This is a genomic window from Empedobacter falsenii, assembly GCF_013488205.1.
In the GTDB taxonomy this organism is placed as follows: Bacteria; Bacteroidota; Bacteroidia; order Flavobacteriales; family Weeksellaceae; genus Empedobacter; species Empedobacter falsenii_C.
In genome coordinates this window covers 3641532-3661598 of sequence record NZ_CP040908.1, presented here as the reverse complement: position 1 = coordinate 3661598, position 20067 = coordinate 3641532, and the positions used below count along the sequence as shown (strand labels likewise).

Here is a 20067-nt window from a genome sequence, read left to right as displayed (position 1 = left end):
CTAAATTATTTGAACTATGTTCCTCGAAAATACCTTTAATCATAACAAAAAAAGTGGATGGATAGAAGTCATCTGTGGCTCAATGTTTTCTGGTAAAACCGAAGAACTTATACGCCGTCTAAAACGTGCCGAATTTGCCAAGCAACGTGTCGAAATCTTCAAACCTACGGTAGATACACGTTATGCAGACCGTGAAGTCGTTTCCCACAATCAAAATTCTATTACATCAACGCCAGTTGAGTATTCTTCGGCAATTCTATTATTGGCTGATGATTGCGATGTGGTAGGAATTGATGAAGCACAATTTTTTGATGACGGTATTGTAGACGTAGCTAATCAGTTGGCAAACGAAGGCAAACGCGTTATAGTTGCTGGATTGGATATGGATTTCAAAGGTCGTCCTTTTGGTCCTATGCCCAATTTAATGGCAACTGCCGAGTATGTAACAAAAGTGCATGCAATCTGCGTTCGTACAGGAAATTTAGCCAATTATTCACACCGAAAAATTGACAGTGATCGCCTTGTAGAACTTGGCGAAGTACTAGAATACGAACCATTAAGCCGAATTGCTTTCTGGGAAGAACATAACAAACACAAAGTTGAAAACTTATAATCTAAATCAAATTGCAAGTATCATCAACGGTACTTTGATTGGAAATGGAGACGAAATCATCGATCAAATTTTCTTTGATTCGCGCATGATTGTCAATCCAACTCACGGAATTTTCTTTGCTTTTCACGGAAACCAAAAAGACGGGCATCTGTATTTGCAAGATGCTTATCAAAGAGGAATTCGAAATTTTGTCGTGGAAAAAGCGTTGACGAATTTGCCTCATGCAAATTTTATCGAGGTCGAGAATCCGCTACTTGCTTTACAAAATTGGGCAAAAATTCATCGCAAACAATTTCATTTTCCTGTCATCGGAATCACTGGTTCCAATGGAAAAACGATTGTCAAAGAATGGTTGAATCAATTGTTATGGAAAAAATTCTCGATTGTTCGTAGTCCAAAAAGTTACAATTCTCAATTCGGAGCAGCACTTTCTGTTTTGCAAATGGAGGAGAAAAACGATTTGGGTATTTTCGAAGCTGGAATTTCGATGCCAAATGAAATGCAAAATCTCGAAGAAATTATTCAACCAACAATTGGTGTGTTAACAAAAATCGGAGAAGCGCATTTAGAGAATTTCAAAAATCAAGATGAATTGATTCAGGAAAAACTGAAACTATTTTCTCATGTTGATAAATTAGTTTTCAATATCGAAAATGAAAAAGTCCATCAAGCCATTTTTGAAAACGCTCATTTAGCACAAATAGATAAATACACTTATGGTTACTCCAATTCTGCCACTGTACAAATCAAGCAAATACAAAGTAATCAGACTAATACACAAATTTCTATTTTACATAATCAAGAAGAATTCACCTATTCGATTCCTTTTATCGATGATGCTTCGATTAAAAATAGTTTAATTTGCTTAACGACTTTAATCAGTTTAAATATTGATTACAAACAACTTAAAAACGAATTTAGTCAACTCCTACCAATCGAAATGCGTTTGGAAATTAAAGAAGCGATTAATCATTCAATTTTAATTAATGATACCTTCAATTCTGATCTAAATTCATTAAAAATTGGTTTAAATGTACTAAATCAACAACCGCGCGATAAAAAATCGTTAGTATTGACGGATATTTTACAAAGTAACTTATCTGATCAAGATTTATATCAACAAGCAGCCGATTTAGTCAACCCTTATCATTTTGATGAGATAGTTTTGATTGGAGAAAAAATTTCTCAGTTCAAACATTTATTCGAATCCTATGTTCGTTCATTCAATTCGACTGAAGAATTCTTAGAACAATTCAAACATCAAAATGTAGACAACGAAGCTATTTTATTAAAAGGTGCTCGTCCGTTCAAATTAGAAAAAATCTCGAATGAATTAGAAACACGTTCCAACGATTCTGTTCTCGAAATTAATTTGCAACACCTAATCGAGAATATAAATGTGTACCGTTCGTTGTTAAAACCTACCACAAAATTGATGTGTATGGTAAAAGCGAATAGTTATGGAACAGGAAGTTTTGAGGTCGCAAATACCTTACAAAATAACGGTGTCGATTTCTTGGGCGTAGCAATTGCAGACGAAGGAAAAGAATTGCGCGAAGCTGGAATTACGATTCCAATCATCGTGATGAATCCGGAGCAAAGTAGTTATTCAACGGTTATCGATTATCAATTAGAGCCAGAGATCTATAGCTTGCGCGTCTTGAAACTATTCATTCAAAAACTACAAGAAAAACAGATTTCTTCGCCTTATCCAATTCACCTAAAAATGGAAACAGGAATGAATCGTCTTGGTTTTCACGAAGATGATTTCGAAGAGTTAATCGCCATTCTAAAAGATAATTCGCATGTCTATGTTCGTTCAATTTTCACGCATTTAGCAACTGCTGATATGCCTGAGGAGGAAAATTATGCGAGATACCAATTGAATCGTTTTGATAACAGTTATGCAGCAATTACAACTGCGTTAAACATAAAACCAATCAAACATGCATTAAATTCTCCTGGAATTGTAGCGTATGGAGAGCATCAATATGACATGGTTCGCTTAGGAATCGGGATGTATGGCTACTCAGAATATACCGATTTTATGGAGAAATATTTGAAACCTGTTGTGCGTTTCAAAACAGTTATTTCTCAAATTTCAGAAATAGAAAAAGGCGAAACTGTAAGTTACGGTCGCCGTTTTACAGCCGAGCGTCATACCAAAATTGCAACTTTACCTGTTGGTTATGCAGACGGAATTCGTCGTTCACTTGGTTACGGAAAAGGAAAAGTGGGGATTAACGGACATTTGGCTACAATTACCGGAACTATTTGTATGGATATGATGATGGTTGATGTAACCGATATTCCATGTAAAGAAGGTGATGAAGTAACTATTTTTGGAAACTCACCTACTTTAGCCGACGTCACCGAATGGTTAGGAACAATTCCTTATGAAGTCTTAACTTCGGTTTCCCAACGTATAAAACGCGTTTATTACAAAGAATAATATACTAAAAGAGTTACTGAAAAGTAGCTCTTTTTTTGTATTTTTAAAAAAAATAAATGGATAAAATAATTAGATTAATTGAAGAGTATAGTAACTCTAACGATTCTCTGAACAATGAATTCGAATTAGAAATAACATCTGAACAGATTCTTTTTTATTTAAATGATTTTATCTTAAATGAGGATGATTATCCAACAGAAATTTATGATTCATATCCACTTTCTGTTTCACAAATAGAAAAACTAAAGCCTTTTCTAAAAGTAAATAAAGCTTTTTCTCCCAACTTTTCGAAGTTTTCATATTATTTAAGTTGTTATGAAAATAATGTAGAATAGTTAAACAATTCTACAACTTAGATTCAAAATTGTTATCTTTATTCCTCAATTTAGATCAATTTATGCGCAGTCTTTTTGCTTTCATTTTCATTATTTCAACCATGACCTTTGCACAAGAAACGAAGAACGATTCAACGCGTCTAAAAGTGGGTGTTGTATTGAGTGGTGGCGGCGCAAAAGGTTATGCACATGTTGGCGCTTTGAAGAAGATAGAAGAAGCAGGAATCAAAATTGATTACATCGGAGGTACAAGTATGGGCGCGATTATCGGCGGATTATATGCTGCTGGATATACACCTGACGAACTTGAGAAAATCATGCATCAGTTGGATATTTCTTCGTTAATTACGCAAAATAAAGACCGTGCAGAAATTCCTTTTTTCGAGAAAGCATACAAAGAAAAATACATCTTAGAATTACCTTTTGATAAGTTCAAATTAACGATTCCAAATGCCATCTCAAAAGGGCAAGGTCCACTTGATTTATTGACTTATTTGTTACGTCCAGTTCATGATATTGATGATTTCAATAAACTTCCGACACCTTTTGTTTGTATCGGAACCGATCTCGAAACTGGAGAAGAAAAAGTCTTTCGTTCAGGCTTTTTACCTCGCGTTATTTTGGCTTCGGGCGCTTATCCAACCATGTTAGATCCTGTCGCAATTGATGGTAAAATATATGTTGATGGCGGCGTTGTCAACAATTTCCCTGTGAAAGAAGTGAAAGATATGGGGGCTGATATTATTATCGGTGTCGAATTGGGTGATGGTTTACAAAAACGTGATGATCTAAATTCTGCTATTGATATTTTGAGTCAAATTATGACGATGAGTATCGTTAAAAAAACGGACGAACAGAAAAAACTAGTTGATTTATTGATTAAACCAGAGCTAAAAGAATATGCTGTGACAAGTTTTGATGAAGTAGATTCTATTTACAATCGCGGACTTATTGCATCAGAAAAAGTATATGATCAACTCAAAGAAATTGCAAAAAAACAGCATGCTTCAAACAAAACTCGAAACGAAATTAAACTTGATGATTATGTTTTAGTGAAAGAAATTGAAGTAGAAGGATTGAAAAACTTCAACACAAATTACATCGAAGGTAAGCTAGGGATTCGTACTCCTGAAATTATAAAATATGATGATTTAAAAGCTGGAATTTCGAAATTGTATGCTTCTGGAAACTTCAATAATATCACGTATAAAATCTCAGAAATTAACGATGAAGAGAATTTATTGACGTTAAAAGTTCAAGAAAATAAGACCAAACAATCAATCCGTTTTGGATTACATTACGATGATTTATTCAAAACAGGATTACTTTTAAACTTCACTTCAAAGAATTTATTTGTCAAAAACTCGGTGCTATCTGCTGATGTTGTGGTTGGAGATTATGCGCGATATAACATCAATTTCTTCATTGATAATGGTTATTTTCCAAGCATTGGTTTCAACTCTTTTTCGCATTATTTTGACAAAGAAATTGATTTGAGAAACTTATTCGGTCCAGATAATATCTACAAAAAAGTAAATTACAACTTTAGAGAATACATCAATCAACTCTACATTCAATCGACGATCAAAGAAAAGTTTGCGATTGGCGTTGGATTAGAGCATCAATATGCGAAAGTATTCACGAATAATTATATTACATCTAATGACGAATTTCCTGCAAAATCCGAAGGTTATTATTGGAAAGCGTATGGGTATGTCAAAGCAGATAATCGAAATAATGCAAATTTTGCACGGAGTGGTTTAAAATTTGATGGAAGTTTCAAGTATTTGTTTGATTCTAATGTAGCTGGGTTTGAAAATAACTATTTGTTAGAATCGAATTTAGAGGCAAATTTTCCGTTAAATAATTTCCTAAGTTACAGATTTACTGCTAACTTTGGAACCTTTTTCAACGATAATGTAACGTTGCCTCAGAAGTTTTATATCGGAGGTTATGTTGAACAAGATTTTTTCAATTATACCAAGTTTTATGGGCTTCCTTTTGGCTCTGCGATTGGCGACAATCAATTGCTGTTTGGCTCTCATATACAAGCTCGAATTTTGAAAAATCATTACACAAGTGTATTTATGAATATTGCAAATATCACAGATAGATTTGAGCAATTAAGTTTAACAGATTACAAATATCTTGGGTATGGCGTTACCTATGGCTACGATAGTCCATTAGGACCTTTAAATTTCATTTGGAGTTATTCGCCTTACACAAAAAAAGGATTATTTAATTTAAGTTTAGGTTACTGGTTTTAGAACAATGATAGAATTATTTTACGAAACAGATTTTGAGCTAAAAGATGCTCAAACTTGGATAGATTGGATCGTAGAGAGTATGAAGAATGAAGGGAAAACATTAGAAGATTTAAACTATATTTTCTGTGATGATGAATACTTACTTCAAATTAATCGACAATATTTAGACCACGATTATTACACAGATGTTATCGGGTTCGATAATTCTATTGAAGACGAATTGATGGGTGATATTTTTATTAGCGTCGAACGAATCAAAGATAATGCAGAGCAAAATGGTGTTTCTTTTGAGAACGAATTGGCTCGTGTTGTTATCCACGGAATATTACATTTTGCTGGTTATATGGACAAAGAACCAGATGACAAAGAATTGATGACTGCTAAAGAAAATCAATATTTAGAAACATTTAGTAGCTATCTAAATCAATAATGTTCCACGTGGAACATTTATTATTTTAACAAGAAAAATAAGTTTACAATCAAATGATATTTCAATCAGAATATGATGTAATTGTAGTTGGTGGTGGTCACGCAGGTGCAGAAGCAACAGCGGCAGCAGCCAATTTAGGAGCAAAAACGCTTCTTGTTACAATGAACTTACAAACAATCGGACAAATGTCTTGTAATCCTGCTATGGGTGGAATAGCAAAAGGACAAATTGTTCGCGAGATTGACGCTTTAGGTGGATACTCTGGTATTATTACCGACAAAACTGCGATTCAATTCAAGATGCTGAATCAATCAAAAGGTCCTGCAATGTGGTCTCCACGTGCACAATCAGATCGTATGCGTTTTGCAGAAGAATGGCGTTTATCTTTAGAGAGAACAGAGAATGTTGACTTCTTTCAAGATATGGTTAAAAATTTAATCATTGAAAATGGTAAAGTTTGTGGAGTAATTACAGCAATGGGAATGAAAATTCGTTCTAAATCTGTTGTTCTTACAAATGGTACTTTCTTGAATGGTTTGATTCATATCGGAGAAAAACAATTTGGAGGTGGACGCATGGGAGAATCTGCTGCTTTTGGAATTACGGAACAATTGGTTGATTTAGGTTTCGAAGCTGGAAGAATGAAAACAGGAACTCCTCCTCGTGTAGATGGTCGTTCTATCGATTATACGAAAATGGTTGAACAACCAGGTGATGAAAATCCTTCGAAATTCTCTTACACAAATACGCCAAAATTAACAAAACAACGTTCTTGTTGGATTACCTATACAAATCAAGAAGTTCACGATTTATTGCGCGAAGGTTTTGATCGTTCTCCAATGTTTAACGGAACAATTAAATCGACTGGACCAAGATATTGTCCATCTATCGAAGATAAAATTAATCGTTTTGCAGACAAAGATCGTCATCAAATTTTTGCAGAACCGGAAGGTTGGCACACAATGGAATTCTACATAAATGGATTCTCAACTTCTTTGCCTGATGATATTCAAGCAAGAGCTTTACGTTCTGTTCCTGGTTTTGAAAATGCAAAAATTTTGCGTCCTGGATATGCCATCGAATACGATTATTTCCCACCGACACAATTAAAACATACGTTAGAAACTAAACTAATTGATAATTTATATTGTGCTGGACAAATTAACGGAACAACAGGTTATGAAGAAGCTGCTTCTCAAGGCTTGATGGCGGGTATAAATGCTGTGTTAAAAATTAAAGGAAAAGATCCATTTATCTTAAATCGTAACGAAGCATATATAGGAGTTTTAATCGACGATTTAATTACAAAAGGTACAGAAGAACCTTATCGTATGTTTACGTCTCGTGCAGAATATCGTATCTTATTGAGACAAGATAATGCAGATGAACGTTTAACACGAAAAAGTTTTGAACTTGGTTTAGCCTCAGAAGATCGCTTGAGAAGAATGGAAGAAAAATTTGATAAAGCTGAAAAGCTTGTTAATTATTTCGAAGAAAATTCTATCAAGCCACAAGAGATAAATGATGTAATTGAAGAGCGTGAAGGAACACCTTTGAAACAACCAAACAAAATGATTTCGGTTATTTCTCGTCCTGAATTAAAGCTTTCTGACTTCACAAAATTGAATCGTGTGAAAGAATTTATTGAAACGAATGAATACGATCAAGAAGAATTAGAGCAAACAGAAATTCAGATCAAATACAAAGGTTATATTAAGAAAGAACAACAGAATGCAGATAAATTGCATCGTTTGGAAAATCTAAAAATTCCAGCTGATATAGATTATCATGTTTTTGGTTCGATGTCGATAGAAGCTCGTCAAAAATTAACAAAAATAAAACCTGCAACGGTAGCGCAAGCATCAAGAATTAGTGGTGTGTCGCCAGCAGACATAAGTGTATTATTAATTTACATGGGAAGATAATATGGAAAATGTTCCACGTGAAACATCTCAAGAAAATCCTTCAAAAGAAGGATTTTCTGGTATTAAGAAATTAGATTTAAAAGATTATTTTTTAACAGGAGAAAAGTTCGAGATTTACGAAGATTCAGAAACCGAAGTTTTGTATACTCTCCCCCAGCCTATCGAAAATTTAGGAAAGTATTACGAAAGTAAAAATTACATTTCCCATACCGATGGAAAGAAATCTATTTTCGAACGTTTTTATCAAATGGCAAAATCAATCAATCTAAATAATAAATTAGAATTGATTAATAAAGTTGGTACTGGTAAAAAAATTCTAGATTATGGTTGTGGCGTTGGAGATTTTTTAGAGCATCTTCAAAAAAATGGTTACGATGTTTTGGGAATGGAACCAAATGATTCGGCAAGACGAATTGCGCAATCAAAAGTTGGAATCGAAAAAGTTACTTCTACAGAATTAGAACAGAATACAGAAAAGTATGATGTGATTACCTTGTGGCATGTTTTAGAACATATCCCTAATCTGAAAGAAATAATTACAGAACTAAAGAAACATTTAACAAAAAGTGGTATCTTAGTAATAGCTGTACCAAACCACCAATCGTATGATGCTAAATATTATGGTGAACATTGGGCGGCTTATGATGTACCTCGTCATTTATGGCATTTCACAGAAACCAGCATGCGAAAGTTATTTAGCAACTTTGGTATGAAAATTGAATCTATCCACCCGATGAAATTAGATTCATTTTATGTGAGTCTACTATCTGAAAAATATAAAGGTAATAAGTTAGGTTTTATCAATGCGCTTAGAATTGGTTTGAAGTCTAATACTCAAGCTAAAAAAACAGGTCAATATTCGTCTTTAATCTATATTATTAAAGCTGAAAATTAAAATAAGCGTTTTTAAAGAATGATTATCTAATCAGACGTATTAGGAATCGTTTTTTTTCTAAAACTTTATTAAATCTAATTTATAAAAGCCGTTTTTTAAGATTAATAATAGATAAAATAAATAGCTATGAAAAAAAGTATTTTATTATTTGGGATATGCGCTTCAGCATTTTTAACTTCTTGTGCATCTACAACCGTTGCAAAACAAGAAATACAAACAGGTAAAGAAGTAAGAGGTGCATGGACTTTGACAAATGTAGACTACCAAGGTTTAACAACAAACGAGGTACAAGGTAATGTAAAAATTACTGATGCAGTTGCGAAAGTTTTTGACACAGCAAATCCAGAATGTTATGAAGGTTCTACTTGGAACTTGGTTCAAAACAACAAAAAAGGAACTTACACTTTCAATAATGCAGGTGGAGATTGTCCTTCAGGAACGGCTAACATTATTTGGGATTTACAACAAGATGGTTCTACAACTTATTTCATCTTCAAAGATGTTACAGGAATCAAAGCGAAACAAAATACAGCAGGATATAAAATGCGTGTAGATTATGTTGATGCAAATTCGATGAAATTGGTACAAGATATCAATGCAAACGGAAAAATTGCTCAAGTGATTTATAACTTCGTACGTTAATCAACAATTTAAAAAACTTAGAAATTATGAAAAAAATAAATACTAAAATAGCCGCAATTGTATTAGGAGGATCATTTATGATGTCTTCTTGTACAGCTGTACAAAATGCAAATAATACACAAAAAGGTGCTGGTATTGGTGCTGTAGCTGGTGGTGTTATTGGAGGAATCTTAGGTAATAATATCGGTAAAGGTGGTAACACTGCTTTAGGTGCTGTAATTGGTGCTGCTGTAGGTGGAGCTGCTGGTGGTGTTATTGGTAACAACATGGATAAACAAGCGCAAAAAATTGAGCAAGTTTTACCAGGTGCAGAAGTTGTAAGAACGGAAGAAGGGATTAACTTAATTTTAGATGAAAACTCTAAAGTTACTTTTGATTACAACAAAGCTTCTTTAACTGCTGTTGCTAAATCTAACTTAGATAAATTAGTAGAAGTTTTCAATGAATATCCTGATACAGATTTATTAATCGTTGGGCACACTGATAACGTAGGTTCTCAAGGTTATAATTTACCATTATCTCAAAAACGTGCACAATCTGTAAAAGATTATTTAGTTTCTAAAGGGATTGCTTCTTCTCGTTTAACATCGAAAGGAAAAGGTTTAGAAGAGCCAATTGCTGATAATACAACTGCAGAAGGACGTGCTCAAAACCGTCGTGTAGAAATTGCGATTACTGCAAACGAAAAAATGAAAGCGGACGCTGCTAAAGAAGCTAACGGACAATAATTCATTTCAATATAAAACAAGAAAAGCGTTCAGAATCTGAACGCTTTTTTTATGTTTAATAAGTTTGAGAATTATTTAAAATTAACCACAAACCATTTATTATTGATCTTTTCTAAAGTCACTTGATACGTCTTAGATGATTGATCTTTTAAGTTCGCTTGCACTTCTACCAAAGCTACTTTTTCATCCGCATCCAAAACTTTTGCATCATTAATTGTTGCTTGTTCTAAATTCTTCACCACATCATCAGAAGAAAATTTTTGGAACGTGTTCCACTCTCCACTTCTTGTCAATGCAAAAGCGCCAGAGTAATTTTTCTTTGATAAATTCGTCATAAAACGATTAGAAAGAGATTTTACCATTCCTGCTTCTTTACTCACATGTGCAGGCGTACTTTCAACCGCGGCAGAATCTACAACTTCAGAAGCTCCAACTAAATTCAACGGAACTTTTACTGCTTTACGATTCGTTAAATAACGTTCAGAATTCGGAATTCGAACCAAAATGTCCAAACGATCATTCTTCAATTTTGATGGATCTAAAGATGAATATTTAATATTAATGGCATTCTTTCTGTACAAATCATCCATCGAATTTGGATCGATTGTAGAACGAAATGTATACACAATATTACCTGAATTAAACACTTCTATCGTTGCCGTTACAGCTTGATCCAATTGAATTTCCTCACCTTGCGCATTATAAAAGAATGGCGAAATTGAGATTCCTGTATCATCTTGTTTTAAACTAAAATCAAAACGTTGCACATTAGAAGTTGGTTCAGCAGGAGTTTCTACAGTTTCGGTTGCACCTGGTTTTGGAATTCCATTCACCAAAGGAACTTGATTTCTATTCCATGTAAATTTATTTTGTAACGCAACTTTTTCTGCAATATCAAAAACTTCATCTACCGTTTTTCCATCCAACAACGTACGCACAATTCCCCAACGCGCTTCATTATCCATTGATTGACTTGTGTTATACTCGAAAATAATTTGCAGAGCTTCCTTAAATTTATCTTGTTGCATAACAGGCAAAGCCTTCGAAATTTTGTCTACTGTTTCACTAAAAGTTTGTACAGATGTAGAATCAATTTCAATGTTATCATTTTTACAACTGATAATCATTAAAGCGAAAGAAGCAATGATGAATAAACGTTTCATATAGTTTAGATTAAGTACGTTTTGAGTTAAAGTTATATAAGCAGTAAATATACTAAATACTTGTATTGAAAATGCTATTTTTTTTAACAAAAAAAGCAGACTCCATTTCTGAAATCTGCTCTATATATAAAACAACTAAAACTTGAAAAAATTTCTAAATATCCATAGGAACTTCGATTAACATCAAGCGAGAATCTTTGGCTACATTAAACGAGAACTCGTTAGTATCCTTGATTTCGATGACATCTCTACGTCCTAATTTGTTTCCGTCAAATTCAACTTCTCCTTCCACAACCATAAAGAAAACACCATTTCCTTCTTTTTGTACTTTGTATGTTTCTTGTTTATCTTCTGTATAATTTCCTAAGAAAATCCACGCATCTTGATGAATCCAAACTCCTTGATCATCTGCATTTGGAGAAAGAACTTGGTATAATTCATTCTCTTTTGCTACATCACGAACAGAAATTTGTTGATAACGAGGCTCAACATTCATTTTATTTGGAATAATCCAAATCTGAAAAAAGTGTCCTTCTTGATTTTCATAAGCATTCATTTCGCTATGAAAAACTCCTGTACCTGCACTCATTACTTGTACATCTCCAGACTCAATTACAGAACCTGTTCCCATTGAATCTTCGTGCGAAATTCCTCCTTTTGTAGGAATTGTAATAATTTCCATATTATCATGAGGATGTTTTCCAAATCCCATTCCTCCAGTAATTATATCATCATTTACAACGCGCAAAGCACCAAAATGAATACGTGCTGGATCGTAATAATTCGCAAAACTATAAGAATGTTTAGAGTTTAACCATCCGTGATTTCCTCCTCCTCTTGATTCTGATTTAAATATTTGGTAATTCATAGTAATTTATTTTTATACAAATTTATGGTGCAAAAAAAACTTATCTATTGATATGTGATAAGTTATCAATTAACACACCAAGATGAAGAATAAAACTTTTTTTAAATTATTAATAAAATGTTAAAAATAATTTATATTTTAGCATTCAGTTAACACATGAGACATATATATGCTATCAATTTCAGGCGAATCGACATTTAATGTTATACTTTGGATTCTACTCCAAATCGTTCTTGTTATTATAGTAGCAGTTATTTTGTATAAAGTTTACAAAAAACTTACAAAATGAAAAAAGGTTCCGAAATTTCGGAACCTTTTTAGTTAAAACTAATCGATATGAATGATATTTACGATCCAACCTTTGTAAAAAAACTCTTTAATAAAATGTCAAATTCATACGAAAGAATGAACTATATAACTTCTTTTGGTTTTTCAATTATTTGGAGAAAACAATTTATCAAAGCATTAAATAAAAAAGAATCGAAAATTAAAGTAATTGATTTACTATCAGGATTAGGCGAAAATTGGTCTTATTTAAAAAATAGATTTCCAAACGCAGAATTTTATGCCTTAGATTTTTCAGAAGAAATGGTTGAGAAATCAAGAAAAAAAGGTAAAATAATTTTCCAAAATAAGATAGAAATCTTTCAAGATGATATTTTAAAAAATGAATTAAAATCAGAAGAATTTGATATTATCACGTGTGCTTTTGGTTTGAAAACTTTCAATGAATCTCAAATTGATTTATTAGCGAAACAAGTTTATCGAATGTTAAAAAAAGAAGGACAATTTACATTTATAGAAATATCAAAACCTCAAAATAGTATACTCTATTTCTTATATTCTTTTTACTTAGGTAAAATAATTCCTATTCTTGGCAAACTATTTTTGGAAAATCCAGATGATTATAAAATGTTATGGTTGTACACCAAAAAATTTGAATCATGTAAAAAAGTAGAAGCGATTTTTAAGAAAAATAATTTAAATGTTCAATACAAAGAATACTTTTTTGGATGCGCTTCTGGAATTTATGGAGCAAAAAAAGCTTAGATAATTCTAAGCTTTAGTTATTATTGATTATCCTTCCAATCTATTATTTTATCACGAATAAATTCTGCTAATTTCACTTTACTTTGATGCGTCCAACCAGCAATATGTGGGGCTAAAACAACATTATCTGCTTGAATTAAATACTGAAATTCTTCTGGTAATTCAGATGCAACTAATTTCTCGAAACTCGATTTTTCGAATTCTAAAACATCTAAAGCAGCCCCCAAAACTTTTCCAGTTTTCATTGCTTCAACCAAATCTTTTGTTACAACAGATTTTCCACGAGCTGTATTCACAAAATAAAATGGTTTTTTGAAGTTAGAAATAAATTCTGCATTAATCATTTGCATAGTTTCTGGCGTTTGCGGCGTATGTAAACTCACAACATCAGCTTGCTCAAAAAACTCTTCTAACGTAACTTGTTTTGCAAATTCATCTCCTTTGTTTAGCAAAATATCATAACAAATTACATTGACTTCAAAACCTTGCAGACGTCTCGCAAAAGCGTTTCCCATATTTCCATAACCAATAATCCCAACCGTTTTTTCTTTCAACTCATCACCACGATTTTCTTCGCGTTTCCAAATTCCATTACGAACTTCGTTATCAGCTCTACGCAAATGATGCATCAACATCAACAACATACCAATCGCATGTTCACCAACAGAATCACGGTTTCCTTCGGGAGAATTAAATAAAACAATGTTATTTTCGGCAGCAAACTCTTCGTCAATATTCTCCAAGCCTGCCCCTACTCTACCAATAAACTTTAAATTCGTTGCTTTTGCCAAAAAATCTTTATCAATTGGAAATCTACTCCTTACAATCATTCCATCATATTCATTGATCTTTTGTTCGATGATTTCTTTGGGCGAAGTATAATCTTCATCAACAATAAAACCTACTTCGCGAAGTCCATTATTCAGACATTCATGATTAGAATCGATTGCTAAAATTTTATAAGGCGTATTCATTGCAAAAATTTTAATCAAAGTTACAACGAATGCGAAGATTAATAAATAAATTGATGATGAAATTGGTTACAAACAAATCGTTAATAACATTTTAATTAATTGAAAATGTACAATTTATATTGTTAATTAAATAGATAATTAAGGTTTAAAAAATGATTTTTAAAGCATTTGGTAATACCTTAACTTTTACTTGAAGTGAATCGGTTTTATGAATCTCTCCATCAAGCTGATACGTAATCGGATTATGATCTAAACTTTCAATCTTAAATTTCTTAACTTTTCGATACTTTGCTTTGTTCAAAAAATCAATCTTTTTGGCTAAAACCAATACCGAAAAATAAAACTGCTCGAAAACATCTAAATCTTCTATCATCAATAAATCCAATTCTCCATCAGACAAATCAGCTTTTGGTGTAAAAGAGATCCCGTAACCAGCAATGTTAGAATTAGAACAGAAAAGATAATAAAAACTCTTCTCGATAATTACATCATCTATATAAAGACGAAATAATTTCGATTTATAATTCAACAATGTTTTCACAGATGCATCAACATAACCAGTAATCGTACGCTTTTGATTTTCTTCATACGTTTTGATAACTTCTGCATCAATCCCAAAACCAAGATTACTAAAAAAAAACTTGTTCTCTACTCTACCAACATCAATCGTATGAACTGCATTTGATTTGATAATTTCAATCGCTTTGTTAGGATCTTTCGGAATATTAAGATTTGTTGCCAAACCATTTCCAGATCCGGCAGGAATTATTCCCAATGGAATATTTTTTTTCACCAAAGCACTCGCCACTTCATTGATTGTCCCATCACCACCGCACGCAACAATCACATCCGAATTTTCAGCAATCGCCTCCTTCACCAATTCTTTTGCATGAAATTGATAAGCAGTTTCTTTCAAAACGATTTCATCTGAAGAATCAAATTTTGATTGTAAAAAATCGAGCGAAATATCGTGTTTTGCGTTTCCAGAATTTGGATTAACAATGAAAGTGTACTTCATTTTTTGGGAATTGAAATTTATCAAAACACAAAAATAAGAAATCTAAAAGAATCGAGCTATTTAACGTCTTTTTTTGAGGAAAAACTATCAAAAACTTTCTAACTTTGTAGTATGAAAATTAAAGAAATTCAAAACGAAATAGTAGACGAATTCTCATTTTTTGAAGATTGGGAACAACGCTACGAATATTTGATCGAGTTAGGAAAAAGCTTAAATACTTTACCAGAAGAAGCAAAAACAGATGATAAAATCATCAAAGGTTGTCAATCTTCTGTTTGGTTAGATGCAGAATTGGACGGTGATACTATCGAATTTAAAGCTGATTCTAATGCTATTTTACCAAAAGGAATTGCGGCATTATTGGTGAGAATGTACAATCATCAAACGCCAAAAGATATTTTAGAATCGGATACAGATTTTATCAACGAAATTGGTTTATCAGAATTTTTATCTCCAACACGTGCAAACGGATTATTGGCGATGATAAAACAATTCAAATTTTATGCGATTGCATTTCAATCAAAACAAAATAATAGTTAGACGCATCATCTAATCAACCTTATAAAATAATGAACGACTTTTTAGGCCAAGCATTTATTTTTCTTTTTTCCGCTGTAATCTGCGTTCCTATTTCCAAAAAATTAGGAATGGGTTCAGTTTTAGGTTACTTAATTGCAGGAGTTTTAATTGGACCTTATGTGCTGAAATTTGTTGGCAATGACGGAACAGACATTATGCACGCCACAGAATTTGGTGTAGTAATGATGCTTTTTTTGGTCGGATTAGAACTTGATCCAAAGGAATTCTGGAAGATGAAAAATAAAATCATCAACCTTGGTGGAATGCAAGTTTTGGGGACGATAATTATTGCAACTTTAGTCGGAATGTTTGCCTTGAAAATGGATTTTTCTTTGGCTGTTTCTATAGCTTTTGCAATAACCATGTCTTCAACAGCCATTATTATGCAAACACTTAGCGAGAAAGGATTGACCAAAACAAGCATTGGAAAATCAACTTTTTCTGTTTTGTTATTTCAAGATATTATGGTAATTCCAATCTTGGCAATTATTCCACTTTTAGTCGGAGATTCTTTGATTCAATCCATTGGAGATGATTCTAAAAGTTTGTTAGTTGGTGGACCAGCATTCATGAAAACCTTAGTTATTGTTGGTGCAATTACATTTATTTACGTAATTGCAAAGTACATTATTACACCTTATTTTAAGTATGTTGGACAATTACAAGTTCGAGAAATTTACACCGCTTCTGCCCTACTTTTAGTGATTGGAGTTTCAATTTTGATGCAAAAAGTTGGAATTTCTCCTGCTTTAGGAGCATTTATAGCAGGTGTTGTTTTGGCGAATAACGAATACAAACATCAATTAGAAAGTGATATAGAGCCGTTCAAATCATTATTATTAGGAATCTTTTTTATTGCGGTTGGATCGACGATTAACTTCAAATTAATTGCAGATAAACCTTTTATGATTCTTGGATTAACATTTGGAATAATGTTAATAAAATCATTAGTTTTATGGTTTATTGGAATCAAACATAAATTTGATTTTGATCAAAAATGGCTGTTCATTTTACTTTTATCGCAAGTCGGAGAATTTGCTTTTGTTATCTTATCATTGACTCGAAATTTAGATATTCTAAACAAAGAATGGTACGATCTGATGTTAGCAACAACAGCTATTACAATGGTGATTACGCCTTTACTTTTAGTATTGAATGAGAAATTAATTCTAAAATATTTTGGTGTAAAAACAAAAGTAAAAACAATCATTGAAAACGATAAAATAAATCCAAATTCAGCTGATGGACAAATTATCATCGCAGGTTTTGGAGATTTTGGAAATACAATTAGCCGTGTATTGAAAAGTACTGGAATAAAATCAATTGTTTTGGATAACGATAGCGAGCGTGTAGAGAAAATGCGCAAACAAGGTTTTAATGTATTTTATGGTGATGCAACAAATGTTAACTTACTAAAATCGGCTGGTGCTGAACATGCAAAATATTTTGTAGCTGCTTTGGATCCTCCAGAAATTAATCAAAAATTAGTTTATATTGTTCGTAAAAACTTTCCGAATTTAGAAATTATTGTTCGTGCAAAAAATCGTAGTTATGCGTATAATTATTTGAAAGATGGTATAGACGAAGTTTATCGAGAAAACTTTTTCTCATCTGTTTACGTTGGTAGACAAATCTTAATAAAATACGGTTTTTCTCATGAAGAAGCATCTAAAATTGGTGAAATTTTCATAAAAAGTGACCGAAAGTCGTTACGTAAAATTGCAAAACATGCCGAAAATTCTGATCAATATTTTGAAGCATCTAAGCAAGAATTTGAAAAGCAAATGAAAATGGTTGCAAAAGAAATTAACAATAGGAATAATGGAGAAAACGAATCATAAAAAACTATTAGTTTTACGTTTTTCTGCTTTGGGCGATGTCACAATGATTGCTCCTGTTTTACAAGAGTTTATTGAACAAAATCCTAATGTCGAAGTTTATGTTGCTTCGCGTCCTTTTATGGGAAATATTTTCAAGCAATTTCCTCAAATCAAATTTATTTCAGTTGATTTGAACAAAAAATACAAAAGCTTTTTTAGCTTGTTCAAATTATACAAAGAATTAAAACAATATAATTTTAATTATGTTGCTGATTTTCATAATGTAATCCGATCAAAAGTAATTACAACATTGTTTCAACTTAATGGAACAAGAACCGCTACTTTAGACAAAGGTCGTACAGAGAAAAGAGCTTTAATCAATCAAAAAAATCGCGTTTTTAAGCAATTAAAATTAACAACTGAACGCTATGCTGATGTTTTACGTCAACTTGGTTTTAACGTCGATTTAAAGCATAAAATCGAACCAAAATCGATTAAGGAACCAAAATCAATTGGAATTGCTCCTTTTGCAGCCTTTACAAGTAAAATGTATCCAATAGAAAAGATGAAAATCGTAGCGAAGAAATTAACTGAAAATGGGTACAAAATTTATTTGTTTGGCGGTGGAAAACCTGAAATTGATGAATTAAAAACATGGGAAAATTTCAATCCAAACATCAAATCTTTAGCTGGAACCATCTCTTTTGAAGAAGAATTACAAGCAATTGCTAAATTAGAAGTAATGATTTCTATGGATAGCGCAAATATGCATTTAGCTTCGTTGATGGGAACGCGCACGATTTCTATTTGGGGTGGAACGCATCCGTTTGCCGGATTTTTGGGATATGGACAATCTATGAATGATGTGATACAAGACGAATCGATGAAAATTCGTCCGACTTCTATCTTCGGAAAAGATCCAAAAAAGTTTAAAAACTATGATTATTTTCAAAATTTGAGCGCCGAAGAAGTTTATCAACAAATCGTTGATAAGTTAGAAAAATAATATTTTTAAAAGCATCATATCGATGCTTTTCCTATTTTTATAAGAAATTAAAATCACATGAAGTATACATTTCTTATTCTTGCCTTCTTCTCAAATTTTTTATTTGCTCAAGAACCGAAAGTTATTTTGGTTACGTTGGATGGTGTTCGTTGGAAAGAAGTTTTTCGTGGAGTTGAAAAATCAATTTTAAATGATAAAAAATACAACTCACTTATTGTTCAAACTAATGAAAAATATTGGACAGAAGATTCTATAAAACGTCGCGAATTATTGATGCCATTTACATGGAAAACAATTAAAGAAAAAGGAGTTATTTTAGGAAATCGTGATGAACAAAATTTTGTTAATCTTACCAACAAAAGATTATGGTCTTATCCTGGATACAACGAAATAATTACAGGAAAATCTGATGATGAGCGAATTAAAAATAACAAAGATATTCCGAATCCTAATGTTTCAGTTTTTGAAATTGCAAATCAGCAAAAGAATTTAAACAATAAAGTAATGGCTTTTGGAAGCTGGAGAATGTATACTAATATTTTCAATCAAGAGCGTTCTAAATTGTTTGTAAATGCTGGATATCAAAATAGTTTTAATCAAAATAAATCTGAACGAGAATTGCTTATCGAACGTTTTCAGTTAGAAACGCCAAAACAATGGTGGGGAACTAGATTTGATATTTTTACGCACGAATTTGCCTTAGAAGCCATGAAAAATCAGAAACCTAAATTACTTTTTATAGGTTATGGAGAAGCTGATGATTACGGACATGATGAAGATTACGATCAATATATCACTTCGATAAACCGCAACGATCGTATGATTGAAGAATTATGGAATTATGTCCAAAGCGATCCATTCTATAAAGATCAAACAACTATTATTATAACAACTGATCACGGGCGTGGAAATGGAAACGAGTGGACTGATCACAATGATGAAGTAAAAGGTTCTGACGAAGGATTTATTTTGCTGATTGGAAACGGAATTAATCCTAAAAATTTCAAACAAAAACAAACTTATCTCAATCAAATTGCCTCTACAATTGCTGATTTAATGAAAGTAAAAACATGGAATTATAAGGATTCTGGTAAATCATTACTATAAGGAAAATATAAATACAGAAAGATAAATTAGTATTAATACTTCTTTTAGCATTCCTAAAATTAAATGTTAAATGAAGTATTAATAATGAATCTTCACGTTTTCAAATAAACGATAAAAAAACATCGAAAGAATTCTAAAATCGAAAAATCAGAAAAAGAAGATAAATTTCTTGTGAAAATTGTAAACGATTTTTTA

At 32.2% G+C, this 20067-nt stretch carries 18 protein-coding genes; 14 read left to right on the top strand and 4 right to left on the bottom strand.

Going from position 1 to position 20067, the window contains the following annotated elements:
• Window positions 1-16 precede the first annotated feature (16 nt).
• The 9 genes from FH779_RS17050 to FH779_RS17010 all read left to right on the top strand — a co-directional run bounded on the left by FH779_RS17050 (window position 17) and on the right by FH779_RS17010 (window position 10287).
• Entirely contained in the window at window positions 17-613 is a 597-nt protein-coding gene (locus FH779_RS17050; protein ID WP_180905550.1) for a thymidine kinase, read from the top strand.
• Window positions 600-3065 (top strand): bifunctional UDP-N-acetylmuramoyl-tripeptide:D-alanyl-D-alanine ligase/alanine racemase, encoded by a 2466-nt coding sequence (locus FH779_RS17045; protein WP_180905549.1) that lies wholly within the window; start codon window positions 600-602, stop codon window positions 3063-3065. The genes FH779_RS17050 and FH779_RS17045 overlap by 14 nt, the downstream gene beginning before the upstream one ends.
• A 56-nt stretch (window positions 3066-3121) precedes the next feature.
• Window positions 3122-3400, top strand: a complete 279-nt coding sequence (locus tag FH779_RS17040) for a DUF7683 domain-containing protein (RefSeq protein WP_180905548.1) — start codon at window positions 3122-3124, stop codon at window positions 3398-3400.
• A 101-nt stretch (window positions 3401-3501) separates the two neighbouring features.
• On the top strand, window positions 3502-5667 hold the full coding sequence (locus FH779_RS17035; protein ID WP_244957986.1) for a patatin-like phospholipase family protein: 2166 nt from the start codon (window positions 3502-3504) through the stop codon (window positions 5665-5667).
• Window positions 5668-5671: 4 nt separating this feature from the next.
• Window positions 5672-6097: an rRNA maturation RNase YbeY gene (gene ybeY, locus FH779_RS17030; RefSeq protein ID WP_038336219.1), complete on the top strand. Its 426-nt coding sequence runs from the start codon at window positions 5672-5674 to the stop codon at window positions 6095-6097.
• 53 nt (window positions 6098-6150) lie between these two features.
• Window positions 6151-8022 (top strand): tRNA uridine-5-carboxymethylaminomethyl(34) synthesis enzyme MnmG, encoded by a 1872-nt coding sequence (gene mnmG, locus FH779_RS17025; protein ID WP_180905546.1) that lies wholly within the window; start codon window positions 6151-6153, stop codon window positions 8020-8022.
• Window position 8023: 1 nt separating this feature from the next.
• Window positions 8024-8917, top strand: coding sequence for a class I SAM-dependent methyltransferase (locus FH779_RS17020; protein WP_180905545.1), 894 nt, complete (start codon window positions 8024-8026; stop codon window positions 8915-8917).
• 126 nt (window positions 8918-9043) lie between these two features.
• Window positions 9044-9559 (top strand): lipocalin family protein, encoded by a 516-nt coding sequence (locus tag FH779_RS17015; RefSeq protein WP_038336217.1) that lies wholly within the window; start codon window positions 9044-9046, stop codon window positions 9557-9559.
• Window positions 9560-9585: 26 nt separating this feature from the next.
• Window positions 9586-10287 (top strand): OmpA family protein, encoded by a 702-nt coding sequence (locus tag FH779_RS17010; protein WP_038336216.1) that lies wholly within the window; start codon window positions 9586-9588, stop codon window positions 10285-10287.
• Between the two features lie 71 nt (window positions 10288-10358).
• Here the strand turns inward: FH779_RS17010 and FH779_RS17005 are convergent, their stop codons facing one another.
• Both FH779_RS17005 and FH779_RS17000 read right to left on the bottom strand, forming a co-directional pair.
• Window positions 10359-11450: a hypothetical protein gene (locus FH779_RS17005; RefSeq protein WP_038336214.1), complete on the bottom strand. Its 1092-nt coding sequence runs from the start codon at window positions 11448-11450 to the stop codon at window positions 10359-10361.
• Between the two features lie 154 nt (window positions 11451-11604).
• Window positions 11605-12318 (bottom strand): pirin family protein, encoded by a 714-nt coding sequence (locus FH779_RS17000; protein ID WP_038336213.1) that lies wholly within the window; start codon window positions 12316-12318, stop codon window positions 11605-11607.
• A 336-nt stretch (window positions 12319-12654) separates the two neighbouring features.
• On the opposite strand from FH779_RS17000, the gene FH779_RS16995 reads away from it, so the two are divergent.
• The gene (locus FH779_RS16995; protein ID WP_180905544.1) at window positions 12655-13368 is read left to right on the top strand and encodes a class I SAM-dependent methyltransferase; all 714 of its coding nucleotides are present in this window, start codon (window positions 12655-12657) and stop codon (window positions 13366-13368) included.
• Window positions 13369-13388: 20 nt separating this feature from the next.
• Here the strand turns inward: FH779_RS16995 and FH779_RS16990 are convergent, their stop codons facing one another.
• Together FH779_RS16990 and FH779_RS16985 are read right to left on the bottom strand one after the other, a co-directional pair.
• A complete protein-coding gene (locus FH779_RS16990; protein WP_180905543.1) occupies window positions 13389-14342 on the bottom strand; it encodes a 2-hydroxyacid dehydrogenase in 954 nt (317 codons plus the stop codon).
• A gap of 145 nt (window positions 14343-14487) precedes the next feature.
• Window positions 14488-15360: a diacylglycerol/lipid kinase family protein gene (locus FH779_RS16985; protein WP_180905542.1), complete on the bottom strand. Its 873-nt coding sequence runs from the start codon at window positions 15358-15360 to the stop codon at window positions 14488-14490.
• A 111-nt stretch (window positions 15361-15471) separates the two neighbouring features.
• On the opposite strand from FH779_RS16985, the gene FH779_RS16980 reads away from it, so the two are divergent.
• The 4 genes from FH779_RS16980 to FH779_RS16965 are packed head-to-tail and all read left to right on the top strand — an operon-like array spanning window position 15472 to window position 19872.
• Window positions 15472-15900 carry a SufE family protein gene (locus FH779_RS16980; RefSeq protein WP_038336207.1) on the top strand — a complete coding sequence of 143 codons (429 nt, stop codon included), beginning with the start codon at window positions 15472-15474 and terminating at the stop codon, window positions 15898-15900.
• A gap of 29 nt (window positions 15901-15929) precedes the next feature.
• Entirely contained in the window at window positions 15930-17780 is a 1851-nt protein-coding gene (locus FH779_RS16975; RefSeq protein WP_180905541.1) for a monovalent cation:proton antiporter-2 (CPA2) family protein, read from the top strand.
• Window positions 17761-18765: a glycosyltransferase family 9 protein gene (locus tag FH779_RS16970; protein ID WP_180905540.1), complete on the top strand. Its 1005-nt coding sequence runs from the start codon at window positions 17761-17763 to the stop codon at window positions 18763-18765. Before FH779_RS16975 ends, FH779_RS16970 begins: the two co-directional genes overlap by 20 nt.
• Before the next feature lie 57 nt (window positions 18766-18822).
• On the top strand, window positions 18823-19872 hold the full coding sequence (locus FH779_RS16965) for an alkaline phosphatase family protein (RefSeq protein ID WP_180905539.1): 1050 nt from the start codon (window positions 18823-18825) through the stop codon (window positions 19870-19872).
• The last annotated feature ends 195 nt before the right edge of the window (window positions 19873-20067 follow it).